16 protein-coding genes are annotated in these 15730 nt (G+C 71.8%); 3 read left to right on the top strand and 13 right to left on the bottom strand.

Features of this window, described 5'->3' with window-relative positions:
• Positions 1-4: 4 nt before the first annotated feature.
• The 4 genes from ACZ4TR_RS39325 to ACZ4TR_RS39310 are packed head-to-tail and all read right to left on the bottom strand — an operon-like array spanning position 5 to position 3863.
• Positions 5-1012, bottom strand: coding sequence for an ABC transporter substrate-binding protein (locus ACZ4TR_RS39325; protein WP_465293245.1), 1008 nt, complete (start codon positions 1010-1012; stop codon positions 5-7).
• The gene (locus tag ACZ4TR_RS39320) at positions 1002-1820 is read right to left on the bottom strand and encodes an ABC transporter ATP-binding protein (protein WP_364515487.1); all 819 of its coding nucleotides are present in this window, start codon (positions 1818-1820) and stop codon (positions 1002-1004) included. The genes ACZ4TR_RS39325 and ACZ4TR_RS39320 overlap by 11 nt, the downstream gene beginning before the upstream one ends.
• Before the next feature lie 10 nt (positions 1821-1830).
• Positions 1831-2859 carry a FecCD family ABC transporter permease gene (locus tag ACZ4TR_RS39315; RefSeq protein WP_465293244.1) on the bottom strand — a complete coding sequence of 343 codons (1029 nt, stop codon included), beginning with the start codon at positions 2857-2859 and terminating at the stop codon, positions 1831-1833.
• Complete coding sequence (locus ACZ4TR_RS39310) at positions 2856-3863, bottom strand: FecCD family ABC transporter permease (RefSeq protein ID WP_465293243.1); 1008 nt, start codon at positions 3861-3863, stop codon at positions 2856-2858. The genes ACZ4TR_RS39315 and ACZ4TR_RS39310 overlap by 4 nt, the downstream gene beginning before the upstream one ends.
• Positions 3864-4024: 161 nt before the next feature.
• On the opposite strand from ACZ4TR_RS39310, the gene ACZ4TR_RS39305 reads away from it, so the two are divergent.
• Positions 4025-4645 carry a PadR family transcriptional regulator gene (locus ACZ4TR_RS39305; protein ID WP_364515495.1) on the top strand — a complete coding sequence of 207 codons (621 nt, stop codon included), beginning with the start codon at positions 4025-4027 and terminating at the stop codon, positions 4643-4645.
• Here the strand turns inward: ACZ4TR_RS39305 and ACZ4TR_RS39300 are convergent.
• Entirely contained in the window at positions 4585-5394 is an 810-nt protein-coding gene (locus tag ACZ4TR_RS39300) for a class I SAM-dependent methyltransferase (protein ID WP_465293242.1), read from the bottom strand. The two genes, ACZ4TR_RS39305 and ACZ4TR_RS39300, sit on opposite strands and share 61 nt — an antisense overlap.
• A gap of 112 nt (positions 5395-5506) precedes the next feature.
• Between ACZ4TR_RS39300 and ACZ4TR_RS39295 the strand changes: the two genes are divergently transcribed.
• Positions 5507-6352, top strand: coding sequence for a VOC family protein (locus tag ACZ4TR_RS39295; RefSeq protein ID WP_364515501.1), 846 nt, complete (start codon positions 5507-5509; stop codon positions 6350-6352).
• On the opposite strand, the gene ACZ4TR_RS39290 is transcribed toward ACZ4TR_RS39295, so the two are convergent.
• The 6 genes from ACZ4TR_RS39290 to rpsB all read right to left on the bottom strand — a co-directional run bounded on the left by ACZ4TR_RS39290 (position 6340) and on the right by rpsB (position 12107).
• Entirely contained in the window at positions 6340-7665 is a 1326-nt protein-coding gene (locus tag ACZ4TR_RS39290; RefSeq protein WP_465293241.1) for an MFS transporter, read from the bottom strand. The genes ACZ4TR_RS39295 and ACZ4TR_RS39290 overlap by 13 nt on opposite strands.
• An 80-nt stretch (positions 7666-7745) precedes the next feature.
• Complete coding sequence (locus ACZ4TR_RS39285; RefSeq protein ID WP_465293240.1) at positions 7746-8843, bottom strand: phosphatidate cytidylyltransferase; 1098 nt, start codon at positions 8841-8843, stop codon at positions 7746-7748.
• Positions 8843-9400 (bottom strand): ribosome recycling factor, encoded by a 558-nt coding sequence (gene frr / locus ACZ4TR_RS39280; protein WP_285484806.1) that lies wholly within the window; start codon positions 9398-9400, stop codon positions 8843-8845. The genes ACZ4TR_RS39285 and frr overlap by 1 nt, the downstream gene beginning before the upstream one ends.
• Positions 9401-9449: 49 nt before the next feature.
• Positions 9450-10193, bottom strand: coding sequence for a UMP kinase (gene pyrH, locus ACZ4TR_RS39275; RefSeq protein WP_003065595.1), 744 nt, complete (start codon positions 10191-10193; stop codon positions 9450-9452).
• A 119-nt stretch (positions 10194-10312) separates the two neighbouring features.
• Positions 10313-11128, bottom strand: a complete 816-nt coding sequence (gene tsf / locus ACZ4TR_RS39270; RefSeq protein WP_465293239.1) for a translation elongation factor Ts — start codon at positions 11126-11128, stop codon at positions 10313-10315.
• A 94-nt stretch (positions 11129-11222) separates the two neighbouring features.
• On the bottom strand, positions 11223-12107 hold the full coding sequence (rpsB, locus tag ACZ4TR_RS39265) for a 30S ribosomal protein S2 (RefSeq protein ID WP_364515511.1): 885 nt from the start codon (positions 12105-12107) through the stop codon (positions 11223-11225).
• A 1145-nt stretch (positions 12108-13252) separates the two neighbouring features.
• Between rpsB and ACZ4TR_RS39260 the strand changes: the two genes are divergently transcribed.
• Complete coding sequence (locus tag ACZ4TR_RS39260) at positions 13253-13690, top strand: M23 family metallopeptidase (RefSeq protein WP_465293238.1); 438 nt, start codon at positions 13253-13255, stop codon at positions 13688-13690.
• Here the strand turns inward: ACZ4TR_RS39260 and ACZ4TR_RS39255 are convergent, their stop codons facing one another.
• Together ACZ4TR_RS39255 and ACZ4TR_RS39250 are read right to left on the bottom strand one after the other, a co-directional pair.
• On the bottom strand, positions 13691-14539 hold the full coding sequence (locus ACZ4TR_RS39255) for a FliA/WhiG family RNA polymerase sigma factor (protein ID WP_364515514.1): 849 nt from the start codon (positions 14537-14539) through the stop codon (positions 13691-13693).
• Between the two features lie 109 nt (positions 14540-14648).
• Positions 14649-15632, bottom strand: a complete 984-nt coding sequence (locus ACZ4TR_RS39250) for a tyrosine recombinase XerC (RefSeq protein WP_465293237.1) — start codon at positions 15630-15632, stop codon at positions 14649-14651.
• Between the last annotated feature and the right edge of the window lie 98 nt (positions 15633-15730).

Here is a 15730-nt window from a genome sequence, read left to right as displayed (position 1 = left end):
TTTGTCAGCCCAGGTACTTCTTGAGGTCGTCGAGGACCCGCATGGCCCCGATCGGGCCGAGGCCGAGGAACCACACCTCGTCGGCGACCGGGATCGCGTGCTTCGCCTTCACCGCACCCAGGCCGGCCCACAGCCCGCTGCTCGTGACGGCCTTCTCGTCGGCGCTCGGCCCCGCGCCGTAGCTGGAGTAGAAGATCCAGTCGGCGTCGGCTTCGTCGATGCGCTCCTTGGAGATCTGCGCGGCGAGTTCGTCGATGTTCTGGTTCGCGGGCCGCTCCAGGCCGACGTCCTTGAGGACGACGCCGATGAAGGACAGGTTGCCGTAGAGCCGGATGTTGCCGGAGAGGAACCGCAGCAGCGAGATCTTGGGCGCGCCCTTGATCCCGGCCTTCACTTCGTTCGCCCGCTTCTGGTAGTCGTTCAGCAGCCCGACGGCCTTCGTCTCGTCGCCCAGCGAGGCCCCGATCAGCAGCAGGTTCTCCTTCCACGGGAACCCGGGCCGGATGCTGAACACCGTCGGCGCGATCTTCGACAGCTGCGGGTAGAGGTCGTTGGCGCGCAGCTTGCTGCCGACGATCAGGTCCGGGTTCAGCGCGGCGATCTGCTCGAGGTTCAGGTTGTTGATCTCCCCCACCGCCGGGATGCCCTTGACGCGGTCGGCCAGGTAGGACGGCACGCCGCTCTGCCCGGCGGTGGTGGCCATGCCGACCGGGGTGACGCCGAGCGCGAGGACGTCGTCGAGCTCCCCGCTGTCGAGGACGACGACCCGCGTGGGCTTCTTGTCGAGCTTCGTCTTGCCCAGCGCGTGCGTGACGGTGCGCGGGAAGACGCCGGGACCGACGTCCGCGCCCAGCTTGGCGGTCTCGCTGTCGGCGGTCGAGAACAGCCGGCCGCCGGTGGCGACGTCCTGGTCGCCGACGCCGGAGCTGCTCGGCTTTTCCGGCTGGCCGCAGGCGGCGAGGAGCGTCACGGCCGCGAACGCCGCGACCAGCTTTGTCCACTTAGGACGCATCGGGAGTTCCTTCTTCTCGGGGGGTGGCCCGCCGCCGGCCGATCGGGACGACCAGGGGCGTGGCGGAGACGGGGTCTTCGATGACCCGGCAAGGCATGCCGAAGACGTCGGCGACGAGCTCGGCGGTGAGGATGTCGGCGGGCGCGCCCTCGGCGGCGATCCGGCCGTCCTTCATCGCGATCAGGTGGTCGCCGTAGCGGGCGGCCAGGTTGAGGTCGTGGAGGACGATGACGATCGTCCGGCCGTCCTCGGCGTTCAGCTCGGACAGCAGGTCGAGAACCTCGACCTGGTGGGCGATGTCGAGGAACGTCGTGGGCTCGTCGAGCAGCAGCAACGGCGTCCGCTGCGCCAGCGCCATGGCGATCCACACGCGCTGACGCTGCCCGCCGGACAGCTCGTCGACGGGCCGGTCGGCCAGCTCGACGGTGTCGGTCGCGAGCATCGCCTTCGCGACGGCGTCGTCGTCCTCGTCGCTCCAGCGGCGGAACATCCCCTGGTGCGGGTAGCGGCCGCGGCCGACGAGGTCGGCGACGGTGATGCCTTCGGGCGCGGTCGGCGACTGCGGCAACAGGCCCAGCACGGTCGCGACGTCCTTGCTGCGCCACGTCGTGAGACCCCTGCCGTCGAGGTAGACGGCGCCCGCGGTCGGCGTGAGCAGCCGCGCGAGCCCGCGCAGGAGCGTCGACTTCCCGCAGGCGTTCGTCCCGACGATCATGGTGACCTTGCCGGGCGGGATCCGGACGGACAGGTCCTTGACCACCCGCAGCGGCCCGTAGCCGAGGTCGAGGTTCTCGGTGTGCAGTGTCACGGCGTTCCTCTCACACTCGCCCGGCGCGGTTGGCCGTCGCGAGCAGCCACAGCAGGTAGGGCGCGCCCACGGCGCCGGTAACGACGCCGACCGGCAGCTGGGCGCCGAGCAGGTGCTGGGCGGCGAAGTCGCCCAGCAGCACCACGAGCGCGCCGGTCAGCGCCGCGGGGACGAGTCCCGCGCGAGCCCCGCCGACGAGCCGGGTCGCGATCGGGTTGGCCGCGAAGGCGACGAACGCGACCGGCCCGGCGGCCGCCGTCGCGAACGCGGCCAGCGCGACGGCGACCAGGAGGAGCGCCACGCGGCTGCGTTCGACGCGCAGACCGAGTCCGGCGGCGGTGTCGTCGCCCAGCTGCAACCCGGTCAGCGCCCGGCTCTGGACCAGAGCCGCCGGCAGCAGGACGACGAGCGCGGCGGCGAGCGGAAGGGCGTGGTCCCAGCCTCGGCCGTTGAGGTTGCCCGTCAGCCAGACCAGGGCCTGCTGGGCGAGGGTGACGTCGGCCCAGGTCATCAGGTACGAGACGACGCTGGTCAGCACCGCGCCGACGCCGACGCCGACGAGCACCAGCCGGTAGCCGTGGACGCCGCCGCGGCGGGCGAGCAGGTAGATCGTGGCGCCGGTGAGCAGCGCGCCGGCCAGCGCCGCGGCCGAGACGACCGCGCCGCCGGCCCCGAACAGCACGATCGCGACGACCGCCGCCGCGCTCGCGCCCTGCGTCACGCCGATGACGTCGGGACTGGCCAGTGGGTTGCGCAGGAGGCGCTGGAAGAGCGCGCCGGAGGTCCCGAAGGCGACGCCGACGAGCACGCCGGTGACGGCTCGGGGCAGCCGGAGCTCGGTGACGACGTAGGCCGCGCGGCCGACGCCGTCGCCGCCGAACAGGAGGCCGGGAAGGTCGCCGAGCGGGACCGGGAAGTCGCCCACCGCCAGGGAAAGCGCGAAGACGACGACGATCGCGGCGAAGAGCAGCAGGGACACCGAACGGGCCCGGACCACGCCACGGCGGCGCGCGGCGGCGACCACGTCGACGGCGTTCACACCGCCACGACCTTCCGGCGGCGCACCAGGAACACGAACACGGGCGCGCCGACGAGCGCGGTGACGATCCCGACCTGCACCTCGGCCGGGCGCGCGACCACGCGGCCCAGCACGTCGGAGACCAGCAGGAGCAGCGGCGCCAGCAACGCCGAGTACGGCAGCAGCCAGCGGTGGTCGGGGCCGGTGAGCAGCCGCGCGGCGTGCGGCACGGTCAGCCCGACGAACGCGATCGGCCCGGCGATCGCCGTCGCCGATCCGCACAGCACGACGACGGCGAGCGCGCACACCAGCCGCGCGACCGGCACGTTCTGGCCGAGCGAGCGGGCGACGTCCTCGCCGAGCGCGAGCGCGTTGAGCAGCCGGGCCGAGACGAGCGCGAGCACGACGCCCGCCAGGACGAACGGCACGGCCTGGGTGATCGTCGCCGCGTCCCGGCCGGTCAGCGAGCCGACCTGCCAGAAGCGGTACTGGTCGAAGGTCGTGGCGTCGGTCAGCAGCAGCGCGCTCGTCACCGAAGCCAGGGCCGCCGTCACCGCGGCGCCGGCCAGCGCGAGCTTCACCGGTGTCGCCCCCGCCCGGCCGAGCGAGCTGACGCCGTAGACGGCGGCTCCGGCCGCCGCGGCACCCGCGAAGCCGAACCACACGTAGCCGCCGACGCTGGTGATGCCGAACGTGCCGATGCCCAGGACGACGAACAGGGCCGCGCCCGCGTTGACGCCGAGCAGTCCCGGGTCGGCCAGCGGGTTGCGCGTCGCGCCTTGGATGACGGCGCCGGACAGGCCCAGCGCGACGCCGGCGAGCACCCCGGCGAGCGTGCGCGGGAGCCGGAGCTCGCGGACCACGAGGTGGTCGGGGTTCGCCGGGTCGAAGTGGAAGAGCGCGTCCAGCACGGTGCCCGGGCTCAGGCCGCGGGTGCCGACGGCGATGCTGAGCAGCACGGCGGCGGCGAGCGCCGCGGCGAGGACCAGCAGCCCCGCCGTCAGCGGGAGCGATCGGGTGCGCACTGGTCGTTACCTTTGCTAACAGGTGTTTAGGCTTGCCTAATCTAAGGCTCAGCACTTGAAGGCTCAAGTTCCGTGAGCGGCATCACCGGAGCGAGGTTGCCATCCGACCGTTCACGATATATCGTGAACGTGTCGCAACAGTTCGAGAAAGGAACCCAGACATGCGTAGGCAACGACACCCCTTCGCTCACGAACGTGGGCGCGCCTCATTCGGGCCCTTCGGTGGTTTCGGCGAGTTCCCCCCGGGCTTCGGCCCCGGTGGACGCGGTCGCGGCCACGGACCGGGCCGGCGGGGTCACGGCGGACGGCGCAGCCGCCGCGGTGACGTCCGCGCCGCGATCCTGGCGCTGCTCGCCGAGCAGCCCCGGCACGGCTACGAGATCATCCGCGAGATCGGCGAACGCTCCGGCGGCTTCTGGCGGCCGAGCCCCGGCTCGGTCTACCCGACGCTGCAGCTGCTGGCCGACGAAGGCCTGGTCATCAGCAAGGACGAGCACGGCAAGAAGCTCTTCGAGCTGACCGACGCCGGCCGCACCGCCGCGGAAGAGCAGGACAGCACCCCGCCGTGGGAGCACATCGCGCAGGACGTCGACCCGACCGAGGTCGGGCTCGCCAAGGCGGGCAAGAACCTGGCCGCCGCCGTCGTGCAGATCATGCGCGCCGGCACCGAAAGCCAGCAGGCCCGCGCGGCCGAAGTGCTCAACGACGCCCGGCGCTCGCTCTACGGCATCCTCGGCGAAGACGACGAGGAATCCGCTTCGGGTGAAGCGGCAGCCGAGTGACCTGGTACGACGAGGCCGGTGGGCTTGACCCGCGCGTGGACGCGGTAGCCCACCGGCAGCGTCAGGTCGTGCGCGCGATTCCCATTACGCTGCACCGACTCCGCGATCGCCTGTTCGGCGACGCGCTTGCTGAACTCGATCTTCAGCACCGCTTCGAGGTCCCGCGCCGTCTCGAACCGCCACTCGGTGGTGACCCGGCGGCACCCGAACCCGGCCCGGGCGAAGAACCGTTCGACGGCGCCCGGGTCGTAGTGCGGTAGGTCGGCGCGCATCCAGGTGCCGTAGGGCTCGCTGGTCACGTCGAGGTCGACGATCAGGAGCACCCCGCCCGGCCGCAGCACCCGCTCCGCCTCCGCCAGCCCCGGCTCGCAGCCGGGCCCGAAGAAGTACGCCGTGCGCGCGTGGACGACGTCGACGCTCGCGCTGCGGACCGGCAGCCGCTGGGCCCGGCCCATCTTGACGTCCACGTTCGACAGATCCTTCACGCGCTCCAACGCGCTTCGCACGAGCGGCTCGTGCGGCTCCACCCCGAGCACCGAACGCGCGTCACGAGCGAAGCGCGGCAGGTGGAACCCGTCGCCGCAGCCGACGTCCAGCACGTCCCGGCCGGCCCAGTCACCCTCTTCACGCAGCACGTGCCAGATCTCGCCGCCGCTGTCCTGCGCCCGGTTCTCCAGCTCGTAATCGGCCTGGTAGTACCAGATGTTCGGACTCGGCACGACCTCCGCGCGCCGGGACGACCACCGCACCGTTGCTCCTTTCGGGCCCTTCACCCGCCGACAGTGATCGACCGGCGGCGAATTCTTGGCGGAAACCTTACGGATCACGCATAGAATTCGGTGGGTCTCGGGAGGAGCACCCATGGCGATCGACCCGTCCAGTACCCCATCCCCGGTCCCGGCCGGAATTCCGTGCTGGATCGAGCTGGCCTGCCGCGAGCAGGCCGTGGCGGAGAGATTCTACGGGGCCCTCTTCGGCTGGACGTACGCCACTCAGCGCGACCCGGCGACGTCCGACGGCCGGTACGCCATCGCGACGCTGAACACCGTCCCGGTGGGCGGCCTCTACCGCGCCGCCCAGGGCGCGCCGCTGGGCTGGATGCCGCACCTGTCCGTGCCGCACACCGCGAGTGCGGCCGAATGGGTGGAGCACCTCGGCGGGCGGCTGACGCTCGGGCCGATGCCGATCCCGCAGCGCGGCACGATCCTGCACGCCTTCGACGCGTGCGGCGCGCCGGTGGTGTTCTGGGAGGTGCCGCCGGACTGGGAGTTCGTCACCGGGATCCCCAACACCTTCAGCGGCGCGGACCTCAACACCCACGACGGCGTCGCGGCGGATCACTTCTACACCAAGCTGTTCACCTACGGCAGCCACCAGATCGGCGACGGCGAGTCGCTGGACTACGTCGAATGGCTCATCGAGCACGAGCCGGTGCTGTACCGGTACGTGATGGGCTCGGAGTACAGCATCGACACGCCGCCGCACTGGCTCGTCTACTTCGACATCGACCCGGCCCGCGGCGTCGACGCCGTCGCCGGCGAAGCGCTGATGAACGGCGGCACCGTCGTGATCCAGCCCTACGACACGCCGTTCGGCCGGATGTCGATCCTCGCCGACCCGGAAGGTGCCGTCTTCGCGGTGATCGACCACTCGCGCGTCTCCGAGGAGTGGGGCCGCGCCGAAGTCGACGACCCCTACGACGACTGACGCCCGGCGAACGCGAGCCCCGCGACGAGCGCGTAGCTGCCCGCCACCAGCCACATCCCGGTGGCGGGCAGCAGCGCGCCGACGAGCGCGACGCCGATCGCTCCCCCGGTCTGCCGCGACGCGTTGAGCACGCCCGCGGCCAGCCCGGCCTTGCCCGGCAGGGAGTTCATCGCCAGCGACGTCATCGCGGGCATGGCCAGCGAGCAGCCGCCGAAAACGACCGAGACCACGACGAACGGCACGAGCGCGCGGTCCGCGGGCAGCAGCGCGAAGCCCGCCGAACCGGCCAGGCCGGCCAGCGCGCCGGCGACCATCGGCACGCGCGGGCCGAAGCGCCCGATCAGGCGGCCGCTGAAGAACGCGTTGAGCCCGACCACCAGCGTCAGCGGCACCAGGGCGAGCCCGGCGGCGAGCGCGCCGAGCGACCAGGCGCGCTGCAGGTACAGCGCGAGGCAGAAGAGCGTGCCGTAGAGGCAGAAGTTGAACAGGCCGCCGATCCCGGTCGCCACCGCGAAGGTGCGGACCTTCAGGATGCCAAGCGGCAGCACGGGTTCCGCGACGCGCTTCTCGACCGCCACGAACACCGCGCCGGCCACCACTCCCCCGGCCAGCAGCGCGAGGGTCGCGGGCGCGAACCAGCCGGCGTGCCCGGCCTCGATGAACCCGGCGACGAGCCCCGCGAGCGACGCCGTGCCCGTCACCTGCCCGGCCGAATCCAGGCGGGTGGCGGTGTGGCGTGGCGGTTCCGCGACCGCGCGGCGCGTCAGCACGATCGCGACGACGCCGACCGGGACGTTGACCGCGAAGACGAGCCGCCAGTCGGCGAGGCCGACCGCGAGCCCGCCGAGCATCGGCCCGGCCGCGAGCCCGACCCCGCTCATGCCGCCCCACACGCCGAGGGCACGCGCCCGCTCCCGCGCGTCCGGGAACTGGTGGACGATCAGCGCGAGCGACGACGGCAGCAGCGCGGCGGCACCCGCACCCTGGACGGCCCGTGCCGCGATCAGCCAAGCCGTGTCACCGGCGAGCGCGCAGCCGATGCTCGCGAGGACGAAAGCGGCGACGCCCGCTTCGAAGACGCGTCGCGAACCCCACCGGTCGCCGGCGGCGCCCCAGGTGAGCAGGAACGCGGCGAGCGTGACGGTGTAGGCGTCGACGACCCACTGCAGCGCCGCGGTCGACGGTTCGCCGAAATCGGCCCCGATCGCGGGCAGGGCGAGGTTCACGATGGTCGCGTCGAGCGTGATCATCACGAAGCCCAGGCAGACTGCGGTGAGCGCCAGTTTCGCCGGGGCGCGCGTTTCGGTGGGCATGTCCCGAGTGAAACCCACCGAAGCTTCGGTGGTCCACGACGCGTCGCCTACCGCTGGGAGGCGACGGCTCCCAGCGCAGGTCAGCCGAGCGGCACGAACGCCGAGAGCAGGAGCCAGGACACCACGGCCGAAGGCAGCAGCGAGTCGAGGCGATCCATGATCCCGCCGTGCCCGGGCAGCAGCGTGCCCATGTCCTTGACGCCGAGGTCGCGCTTGATCAGCGACTCGACGAGGTCGCCCAGGGTCGCGGTCAGCACGATCGCGACACCGAAGATCACGCCCTGCCAGACGTGGCCGTCCAGCAGCAGGCTGAGGGTCAGGGCGCCGGCCACGACACCGCCGACGACCGAACCCGCGAAGCCTTCCCAGGTCTTCTTCGGGCTGATCGACGGCGCCATCGGGTGCTTGCCGCCGAGCACGCCGGCGATGTAGCCGCCGGTGTCCGAGGCGACGACGCCGATCAGGAAGGTCAGGACTCGCCCGACGCCGTCCGACGGCGGCACGAGCATCGCCGCGAAGGCGCCGAAGAGCGGCAGGTAGGCGGCGGCGAAGACCGACGCGCTGATGTCGCGCAGGTAGCCCTTCGCGCCGCCGGGCAGGCGCCACAGCAGGCACGCGAGCACGGTGAGGACGAACGCGGTGAGCGCGCCTTCGCGGCCGAACGGCCAGGCGAGCCAGATCATCGCCTGCCCGCCGACGAGCACCGGGATCATCGCGACCCGCGTGTCGGCGACCCGGCGCAGCACCCCGGCGAACTCGAAGGTGCCGACCGCGATCGCGATCGCGATGATCCCGATGAACAGGAAGCGCACGGTGAGCAGGGAAAAGATGATCGCGGCCCCGAGCAGCAGCCCGACCCCGATCGCCGCGGGCAGGTTCCGGCCGGCCTTGGAGGCCTTCTTGGCCTCGGGGGCCGGGACAGCCGGCCCGGCCGCGGTGCTTCCGGCGGCCGACAACCGGTCCGCTTCGCCGCTTCCCGGCGCCTCGGCCGCGAGCGGCGTTTCCGCCGCGCTCGAATCCGAGGCCGCGGGCGTGCCCGGTTCCGGCGCCGCGGTGGTTCCCGGGAACTCCGGCGTGGCCGGAGCGCCGGTGTCCGGTGTCCCCGGCGCCCCGGGAGCCGCCGGCTGATCTCCGGTGGCTTCCACCCGGTCCTCGCGTTCCTCGCTCACCTGTGCCATCAGACCTCGAGCAGCTCGGCTTCCTTGTGCTTGACCAGCTCGTCGACCTTGTGCGAGTAGGTGTCGGTGAGGTTCTGCAGTTCCTTCTCCGCGCGCACGACCTCGTCTTCGCCCGCTTCGCCGTCCTTGCCGATGCGGTCGAGCTCTTCCTTGGCCTTGCGGCGGATGCTGCGGATGGTCACCCGGGCGTCCTCGCCCTTGCTCTTGGCGACCTTGACCATCTCCTTGCGCCGCTCCTCGGTGAGCTGCGGGATGACGATCCGGATCACGTTGCCGTCGTTGCTCGGGTTGACGCCGAGGTCGGACTCGCGGATCGCCTTCTCGATGGCGTTCAGCTGCGACTGGTCGTAGGGCTTGATCAACGCCATCCGCGCCTCCGGCACGTTGACGCTGGCCAGCTGGTTCAGCGGGGTCGGCGCGCCGTAGTAGTCGACGACGATGCGCGAAAACATCGACGAGGTGGCCCGGCCGGTGCGCACCGACGTCAGGTCGTCCTTCGCGACGGACACCGCTTTTTCCATCTTCTCCTCGGCGTCGAGGAGGGTCTCGTCGATCACGGCTACTCCCGGTGTTGTGATGGTGTGGCGCTTGCTGATCCCAGCAGGTCTAGGCCGGCACCCCGTCGGCGGGGGTGCTGACCAACGTGCCGATTCTTTCACCACTCACCGCGCGGGCGATGTTCCCCTCGGTGAGCAGGTTGAACACGATGATCGGCATGTTGTTGTCCATGCAGAGGCTGAACGCCGTCGCGTCGGCGACCTTGAGGTCCCGCTCCAGCACCTCGCGGTGGGTGATTTCGCGGAACATCTCGGCGGTGGGGTCGGCCTTCGGGTCCGCGGTGTAGACGCCGTCGACGGCCTTGGCCATCAGCACGGCCTCGCAGCCCAGCTCGAGCGCCCGCTGCGCCGCCGCGGTGTCGGTGGAGAAGTACGGCATGCCGACCCCGGCGCCGAAGATCACGACGCGCCCCTTCTCCAGGTGCCGCTCGGCGCGGCGCGGGATGTAGGGCTCGGCGACCTGGCCCATCGTGATGGCGGTCTGCACGCGGGTGGGCAGGCCCTCCTTCTCCAGGAAGTCCTGCAGCGCCAGGCAGTTCATCACGGTACCCAGCATCGCCATGTAGTCGGCGCGGTCGCGGTCCATGCCGCGCTGCGAAAGCTCTGCGCCGCGGAAGTAGTTGCCGCCGCCGATCACGACCGCGACCTGGACGCCGGTGCGGGCGACGTCGGCGATCTGCTGCGCGACCGAGTGGACGACATCCGGATCGACGCCGATCGAACCACCGCCGAACATTTCGCCGCCCAGCTTCAGCAGCACCCGCCGGTAGCCACCCTCGACCCGGTCACCCATCTATGTCGCCTCCTAGGCCCTTCGACCCGCTGAATTCTTCTTCTGGACCCGGCAGTGCCCCGTCCCCGATGGACGGAGACGGGGCACTGGAGGGGTGAAACCTACGCCCGGACCTGGCCTCAGGCCTGGCCGACCTCGAAGCGGGCGAACTTCGTGATCGTCACGCCCGCCGCGTCGAGCAGGGCCTTGACGGTCTTCTTGTTGTCCTTGACCGAAGCCTGCTCGAGCAGGACGTTGTCCTTGTAGTAAGCGTTGACCTTGCCCTCGATGATCTTCGAGATGGCCTGCTCCGGCTTGCCCTCTTCACGAGCGGTCTTCTCCGCGATGGAGCGCTCGTTCTCGACGATCTCGGCGGGCACCTCGTCGCGGGTCAGGTACTTCGCGCGCAGCGCGGCGACCTGCATGGCGGCGCCGCGAGCGGCCTCGACGTCGTCACCGGTGAACTCGACGAGCACACCGACGGCCGGCGGCAGGTCGGAGCCGCGGCGGTGCAGGTAGGTCGCGGTCTGGCCCTCGAAGGCGACGACGCGGCGCAGCTCGAGCTTCTCGCCGATGCGGGCGGAGAGCTCCTGGACGACCTCGTTGACGGTCTTGCCGTCCAGCTCGGCGCCCTTGAGGGCCTCCACGTCGCTGGTCTTGAGGGTCTTCGCGACCTCGACGATCTTCGCGGCGAGCGCCTGGAAGTCGGCGTTCTTCGCGACGAAGTCGGTCTCGGAGTCCAGCTCGATCAGGACGCCGCTCTCGCCGGTGACCAGGCCCTCGGCGGTGGCGCGCTCGGCGCGCTTGCCGACGTCCTTGGCGCCCTTGATGCGGAGGAACTCGACGGCCTTCTCGAAGTCGCCGTCGTTCTCCTCCAGCGCCTTCTTGCAGTCCATCATGCCCGCGCCGGTCATCTCGCGCAGGCGCTTCACGTCAGCGGCGGTGTAGTTCGCCATTCTGGTAAATCCGTCCTTTTCAGGTACGCGAAAACTCTGGGTTGCTACGCCCGTGCGGCCGGCCACGAGGGCCGGCCGCACGGACGATGGGACATCAGGAGGAGGCGGTGGCCTGCTCGGCGGGGGCCTCGGCCGGCGTCTCGGTCGGCGCCTCGACGGCCGCGGCCGCCTCGGTCGCGTCGGCGGCGGCGGTCTCGGAGCCGGCGAGCAGCTCCTTCTCCCACTCGGCCAGCGGCTCGTCGGCGGCGACGCCCGGCTCCGGCTTGGTGTCGGCCGAAGCGCCGTTGCGGCTGGACCGCTGCATCAGACCGGCGGCCGCGGCCTCGGCGACGACCTTGGTCAGCAGCGCGGCGGAGCGGATCGCGTCGTCGTTGCCCGGGATCGGGTAGTCGACCTCGTCCGGGTCGCAGTTGGTGTCCAGGATCGCGACGACCGGGATGTTCAGCTTGCGAGCCTCGCCGACGGCGATGTGCTCCTTCTTCGTGTCGACGATCCACACGATGCTGGGCACCTTGGCCATGTCGCGGATACCGCCGAGGGTCCGCTCCAGCTTGTCCTTCTCGCGGGTCAGCGTCAGGATCTCGCGCTTGGTGAGACCTTCGAAGCCGCCGGTCTGCTCCCGCGACTCGAGCTCCTTCAGGCGGAGAAGACGCTTGTGCACCGTCTGGAAGTTGGTCAGCATGCCGCCGAGCCAGCGCTGGTTCACGTAGGGCATGCCCACGCGCGAGGCTTCGGCCGCGATGGCTTCCTGAGCCTGCTTCTTGGTGCCGACGAACATGATCGTGCCACCGTGCGCGACGGTTTCCTTGATGAACTCGTACGCACGGTCGATGTAGGTCAGCGTCTGCTGCAGGTCGATGATGTAGATGCCGTTGCGCTCGGTGAAGATGTAGCGCTTCATCTTCGGGTTCCACCGACGGGTCTGGTGCCCGAAGTGGACGCCGCTGTCGAGCAGCTGCTTCATGGTGACGACGGCCATTGCCGGAATCAACCTCTTCTGTGTCGTGCGCGCCCGGCGGTGGTTCGCCGCTGACGCGCTGCTCGGTTTTGTCGCTCGCGGCCGGGTGGCCGCTCGCCCTGGTGCCCGTGGCGGTGTCCGGACCCTGAGGAGTGAGGAGCCCCAGGGACCGCCGGACATCGTGCGACTCGCCGGCGAAATCCGCCGGGTATCGCGCACGTGCACGCGAAGTCAGCCCGCTCACGCGGACCGCGGAAAAGATTCTACCCCCTGCCACCAGCCCCTCCCCCACCGGCGGCCGCGGACGGACGGAGTTGTCCACAACGGGTCCGGTTGTCCACAGATTCGGCATCGGGTCCCCACGGGCGTCCCGGGTGCCGCAGGCTGGAGCCATGGAGTCGATCAAGGGTTTCCGGCACCGGGTAACGGGTCGTGGTCTGGTCGTGATCGCGCTGGTCACGGCCGGTTTTGTGGTGATTTGCGGCGGTGGGGCTCCGGCGCCTGCGGCGGGTGTTCGGCCGACCGGCTCGGCGGTCGGCGCCGGTGGTGAACCAGTCCGATCCGGGGTGGCGGCGGCGCCGGGACTGGGGATGCCTGCTGCTTGGGCCGACCTCGGGCCACCACCGGCACCTCCGCCACGACCGGGCGATCTCGGGCCGCCGTGGGCGGGCAATTTCGGCTCGCCCCAGCCGGGCGATCTCGGGTCACCGTGGGCGGACACTCTCGGGCCCACCTGGGCGGGCACTCTCGGCCCACCGTGGGCAGGCACTCTCGGCCCACCCCGGCCAGGGGGCCTCGGGCCACCCTGGGCGGACACCCTCGGGCCCACCCGGCCGGGCACTCTCGGCCCACCGTGGGCAGGCACTCTCGGCCCACCCCGGCGAGGCGACCTCGGGCCGCCATGGGCGGACGCCCTCGGGCCCACCCGGCCGGGCACTCTCGGCCCACCGTGGGCAGGCACTCTCGGCCCACCCCGGCGAGGCGACCTCGGACCGCCATGGGCGGACGCCCTCGGGCTCACCCGGCCGGGCGATCTCGGGCCACCGTGGGCCGGGCGGGCGGGCTCCGAACCGGCGGCGGCACCGGCGATACCCCTTCGGCCGGCCACGCCCGCGGCGGAGCCCTACCCCTCCGGGCCCGCCGGATCCGCTCCGGCCGGCTCGGCGATGGCCGTGTCCCAAGCGCGGCTGTCTTGGCCACTTTCACCCGTTCCGGTGGTCACCAAGTACTTCGACGCCCCCGAAACGCCCTACGGCGCCGGGCACCGCGGCGTCGACCTGGCCGCCGTACCCGGGCAGGAGGTGCTGGCGGCCGATGCCGGCGTCGTCGTCTTCGCCGGGCTCGTGGCCGGGCGTCCCGTGATCTCCGTCGACCACGACGGCGGCCTCCGCACCACCTACGAGCCCGTCGAGCCGAAGGTGGCCGTCGGCGAGCAGGTCTACCGGGGGCAGGTCCTCGGGTCCGTCCTCGCCGGGCACCCGGGCTGCGCGATCGCCGCCTGCCTGCACTGGGGCGTGCGGCGGGGCGACGAGTACGTCGATCCCCTCGCCCTCACCGGTGAGGTGGGCGAGTTCCGGCTCAAGTCGTGGGGAGGTGGTCCGTGATCAGGAGCCGGTCTGCTCGACCAGCTTGGCGCGCAGCCGCATGACCGCCCGCGTGTGCAGCTGGCTGACCCGCGACTCCGTGACCCCGAGGACCTTGCCGATCTCGGCGAGGGTCAGGCTCTCGAAGTAGTAGAGGCTGACCACGATCTTGTCGCGCTCGGTCAGCTGCGCGATGGCCTGCGCGAGCTGGCGGCGGTTGTCCTGGTCGACGAGCACCGCGACCGGGTCGACGGCGTCGTCGTCGGGGATGGTGTCGACCAGCGAGCCGCTGTCCTTGCCCGCGGCCACCAGGTCCTCCAGCGCGACGACGCTGGTGAGCTGCAGCTGGCCGTAGAAGTCGCGCAGGTCGTCGAGGCCGATGCCGAGCTCGGCGGCGAGTTCCGCGTCGGTCGGGGTGCGGTTCAGGCGGGCGCCGAGGCGCTCCATCGCGCGCTCGGCCTCCTTGGCCTTGCTGCGGACGGCGCGCGGCACCCAGTCCTGCGAACGGAGGTCGTCCAGGATCGCGCCGCGGATGCGCTGCATCGCGTACGTCTCGAAGCGCAGGCCGCGCTCGGGGTCGAACTTCTCGATCGCGTCGACGAGCCCGAAGATGCCGGACTGCACGAGGTCGCCCACGTCGACGTGGGTCGGCAGGCCGGTGCCGACCCGGCCCGCGACGTACTTGACCAGCGGGGCGTAGTGGAGCACGAGCCGATCGCGCGACGCCTGGTCGGGGCCGTCGGCGAACTGCCGCCACAGCGCCGCGATCCCGGCGTCGACGTCGTAACCGGCCCGCGCTTCCGCGGGCACGGCGGCGTCACCGCGAGTGGTCACTCCGGTGGCGTCGGTCACGTGCGGCCCTGCGGTCATTGCACAGTCGTTCTCGGCATGCGGCTCAGTATCGTCTCCGTGCTCGTGCGGATGCGCGTGCGCCGCCGGGCCCGCTGGTGACGACCCCGGCGAGCCTCCCCGGGCCGCCTCAGGCCCTGGGGTGCGCTCGGTCATGGATCGCTTTCAACCGGTCGACGGTCACATGAGTGTAGAGCTGCGTCGTGGCAAGCGTAGCGTGACCAAGCAGTTCCTGAACGCTCCTGAGATCGGCACCCCCCTCCAGCAGATGCGTCGCGGCCGAATGACGCAGGCCGTGAGGCCCCATGTCGGCCGCTCCGGGCACCGCCGAGACGGCGTCGTGCACCACCCGCCGCACCGCACGCGGGTCGAGGCGTTTCCCCCGTACACCGAGGAAAAGCGCGGGCTCGACGCGCTCACCGGCAGTTTCCGCGACGATCTTCGGCCGCCCCTCGGTGATCCAGTCGTCGAGGGCTTCCGCCGCCGGGACGCCGAACGGCACCACCCGCTCCTTGCCGCCCTTGCCGAGCACCGTCACGACACGACGGGAGAAGTCGGCGCCACCGACGTCCAACCCGCACAACTCGGACACGCGGATGCCGGTGGCGTAGAGCAGCTCGACGATCGCGCGATCACGCAGGGCGACAGGATCGCGCTGGGCCGCGCCGGCCGCCGACGCCCGCATGACCTCACCCGCCTGCCCGGCGCGCAGCACTCCGGGCAGGGTGCGGTGCGCCCGCGGGGCGGCGAGCCGCCCACCCGGGTCGGTGGCGAGGACGCCGGTGCGGTGCGCCCAGGCGGTGAACGTCCGCGCCGAGGCCGCGCGCCGCGCGAGCGTCGTCCGGCTCGCCCCGCCGGTCTGCTGGGCGGCGAGCCACGCCCGCAGCCGGCCGAGGTCCACCTCCGCGAGCCCGCCACCGCCGTCCACGACGAACGCCAGCAGCGCGACCGCATCGCCGACGTACGCCCGGACGGTGTGCACGGACAGCCCCCGCTCCAGCCCGAGGTGCCGTTCGTAGCCGGTGACGGCGGCCTGGACGGGCTCGGGCAGCGCGGCCCGGAGCGCGCGCAGGTCCGGGCGGCGCCCCCGGCCGGAGCGTGATGACGGCGGCATGGCTGTCACGCTGCGCGAACAACCGTCCTCGGTCAAGGATCGCCACGCGGCCCCACCGAACCGGCCGAACACTTTCGCCGATTTCGCCGGGAATTCGT

This window comes from Amycolatopsis sp. NPDC028719 (assembly GCF_055565395.1).
This window is presented reverse-complemented; position numbering and strand designations above follow the sequence as displayed.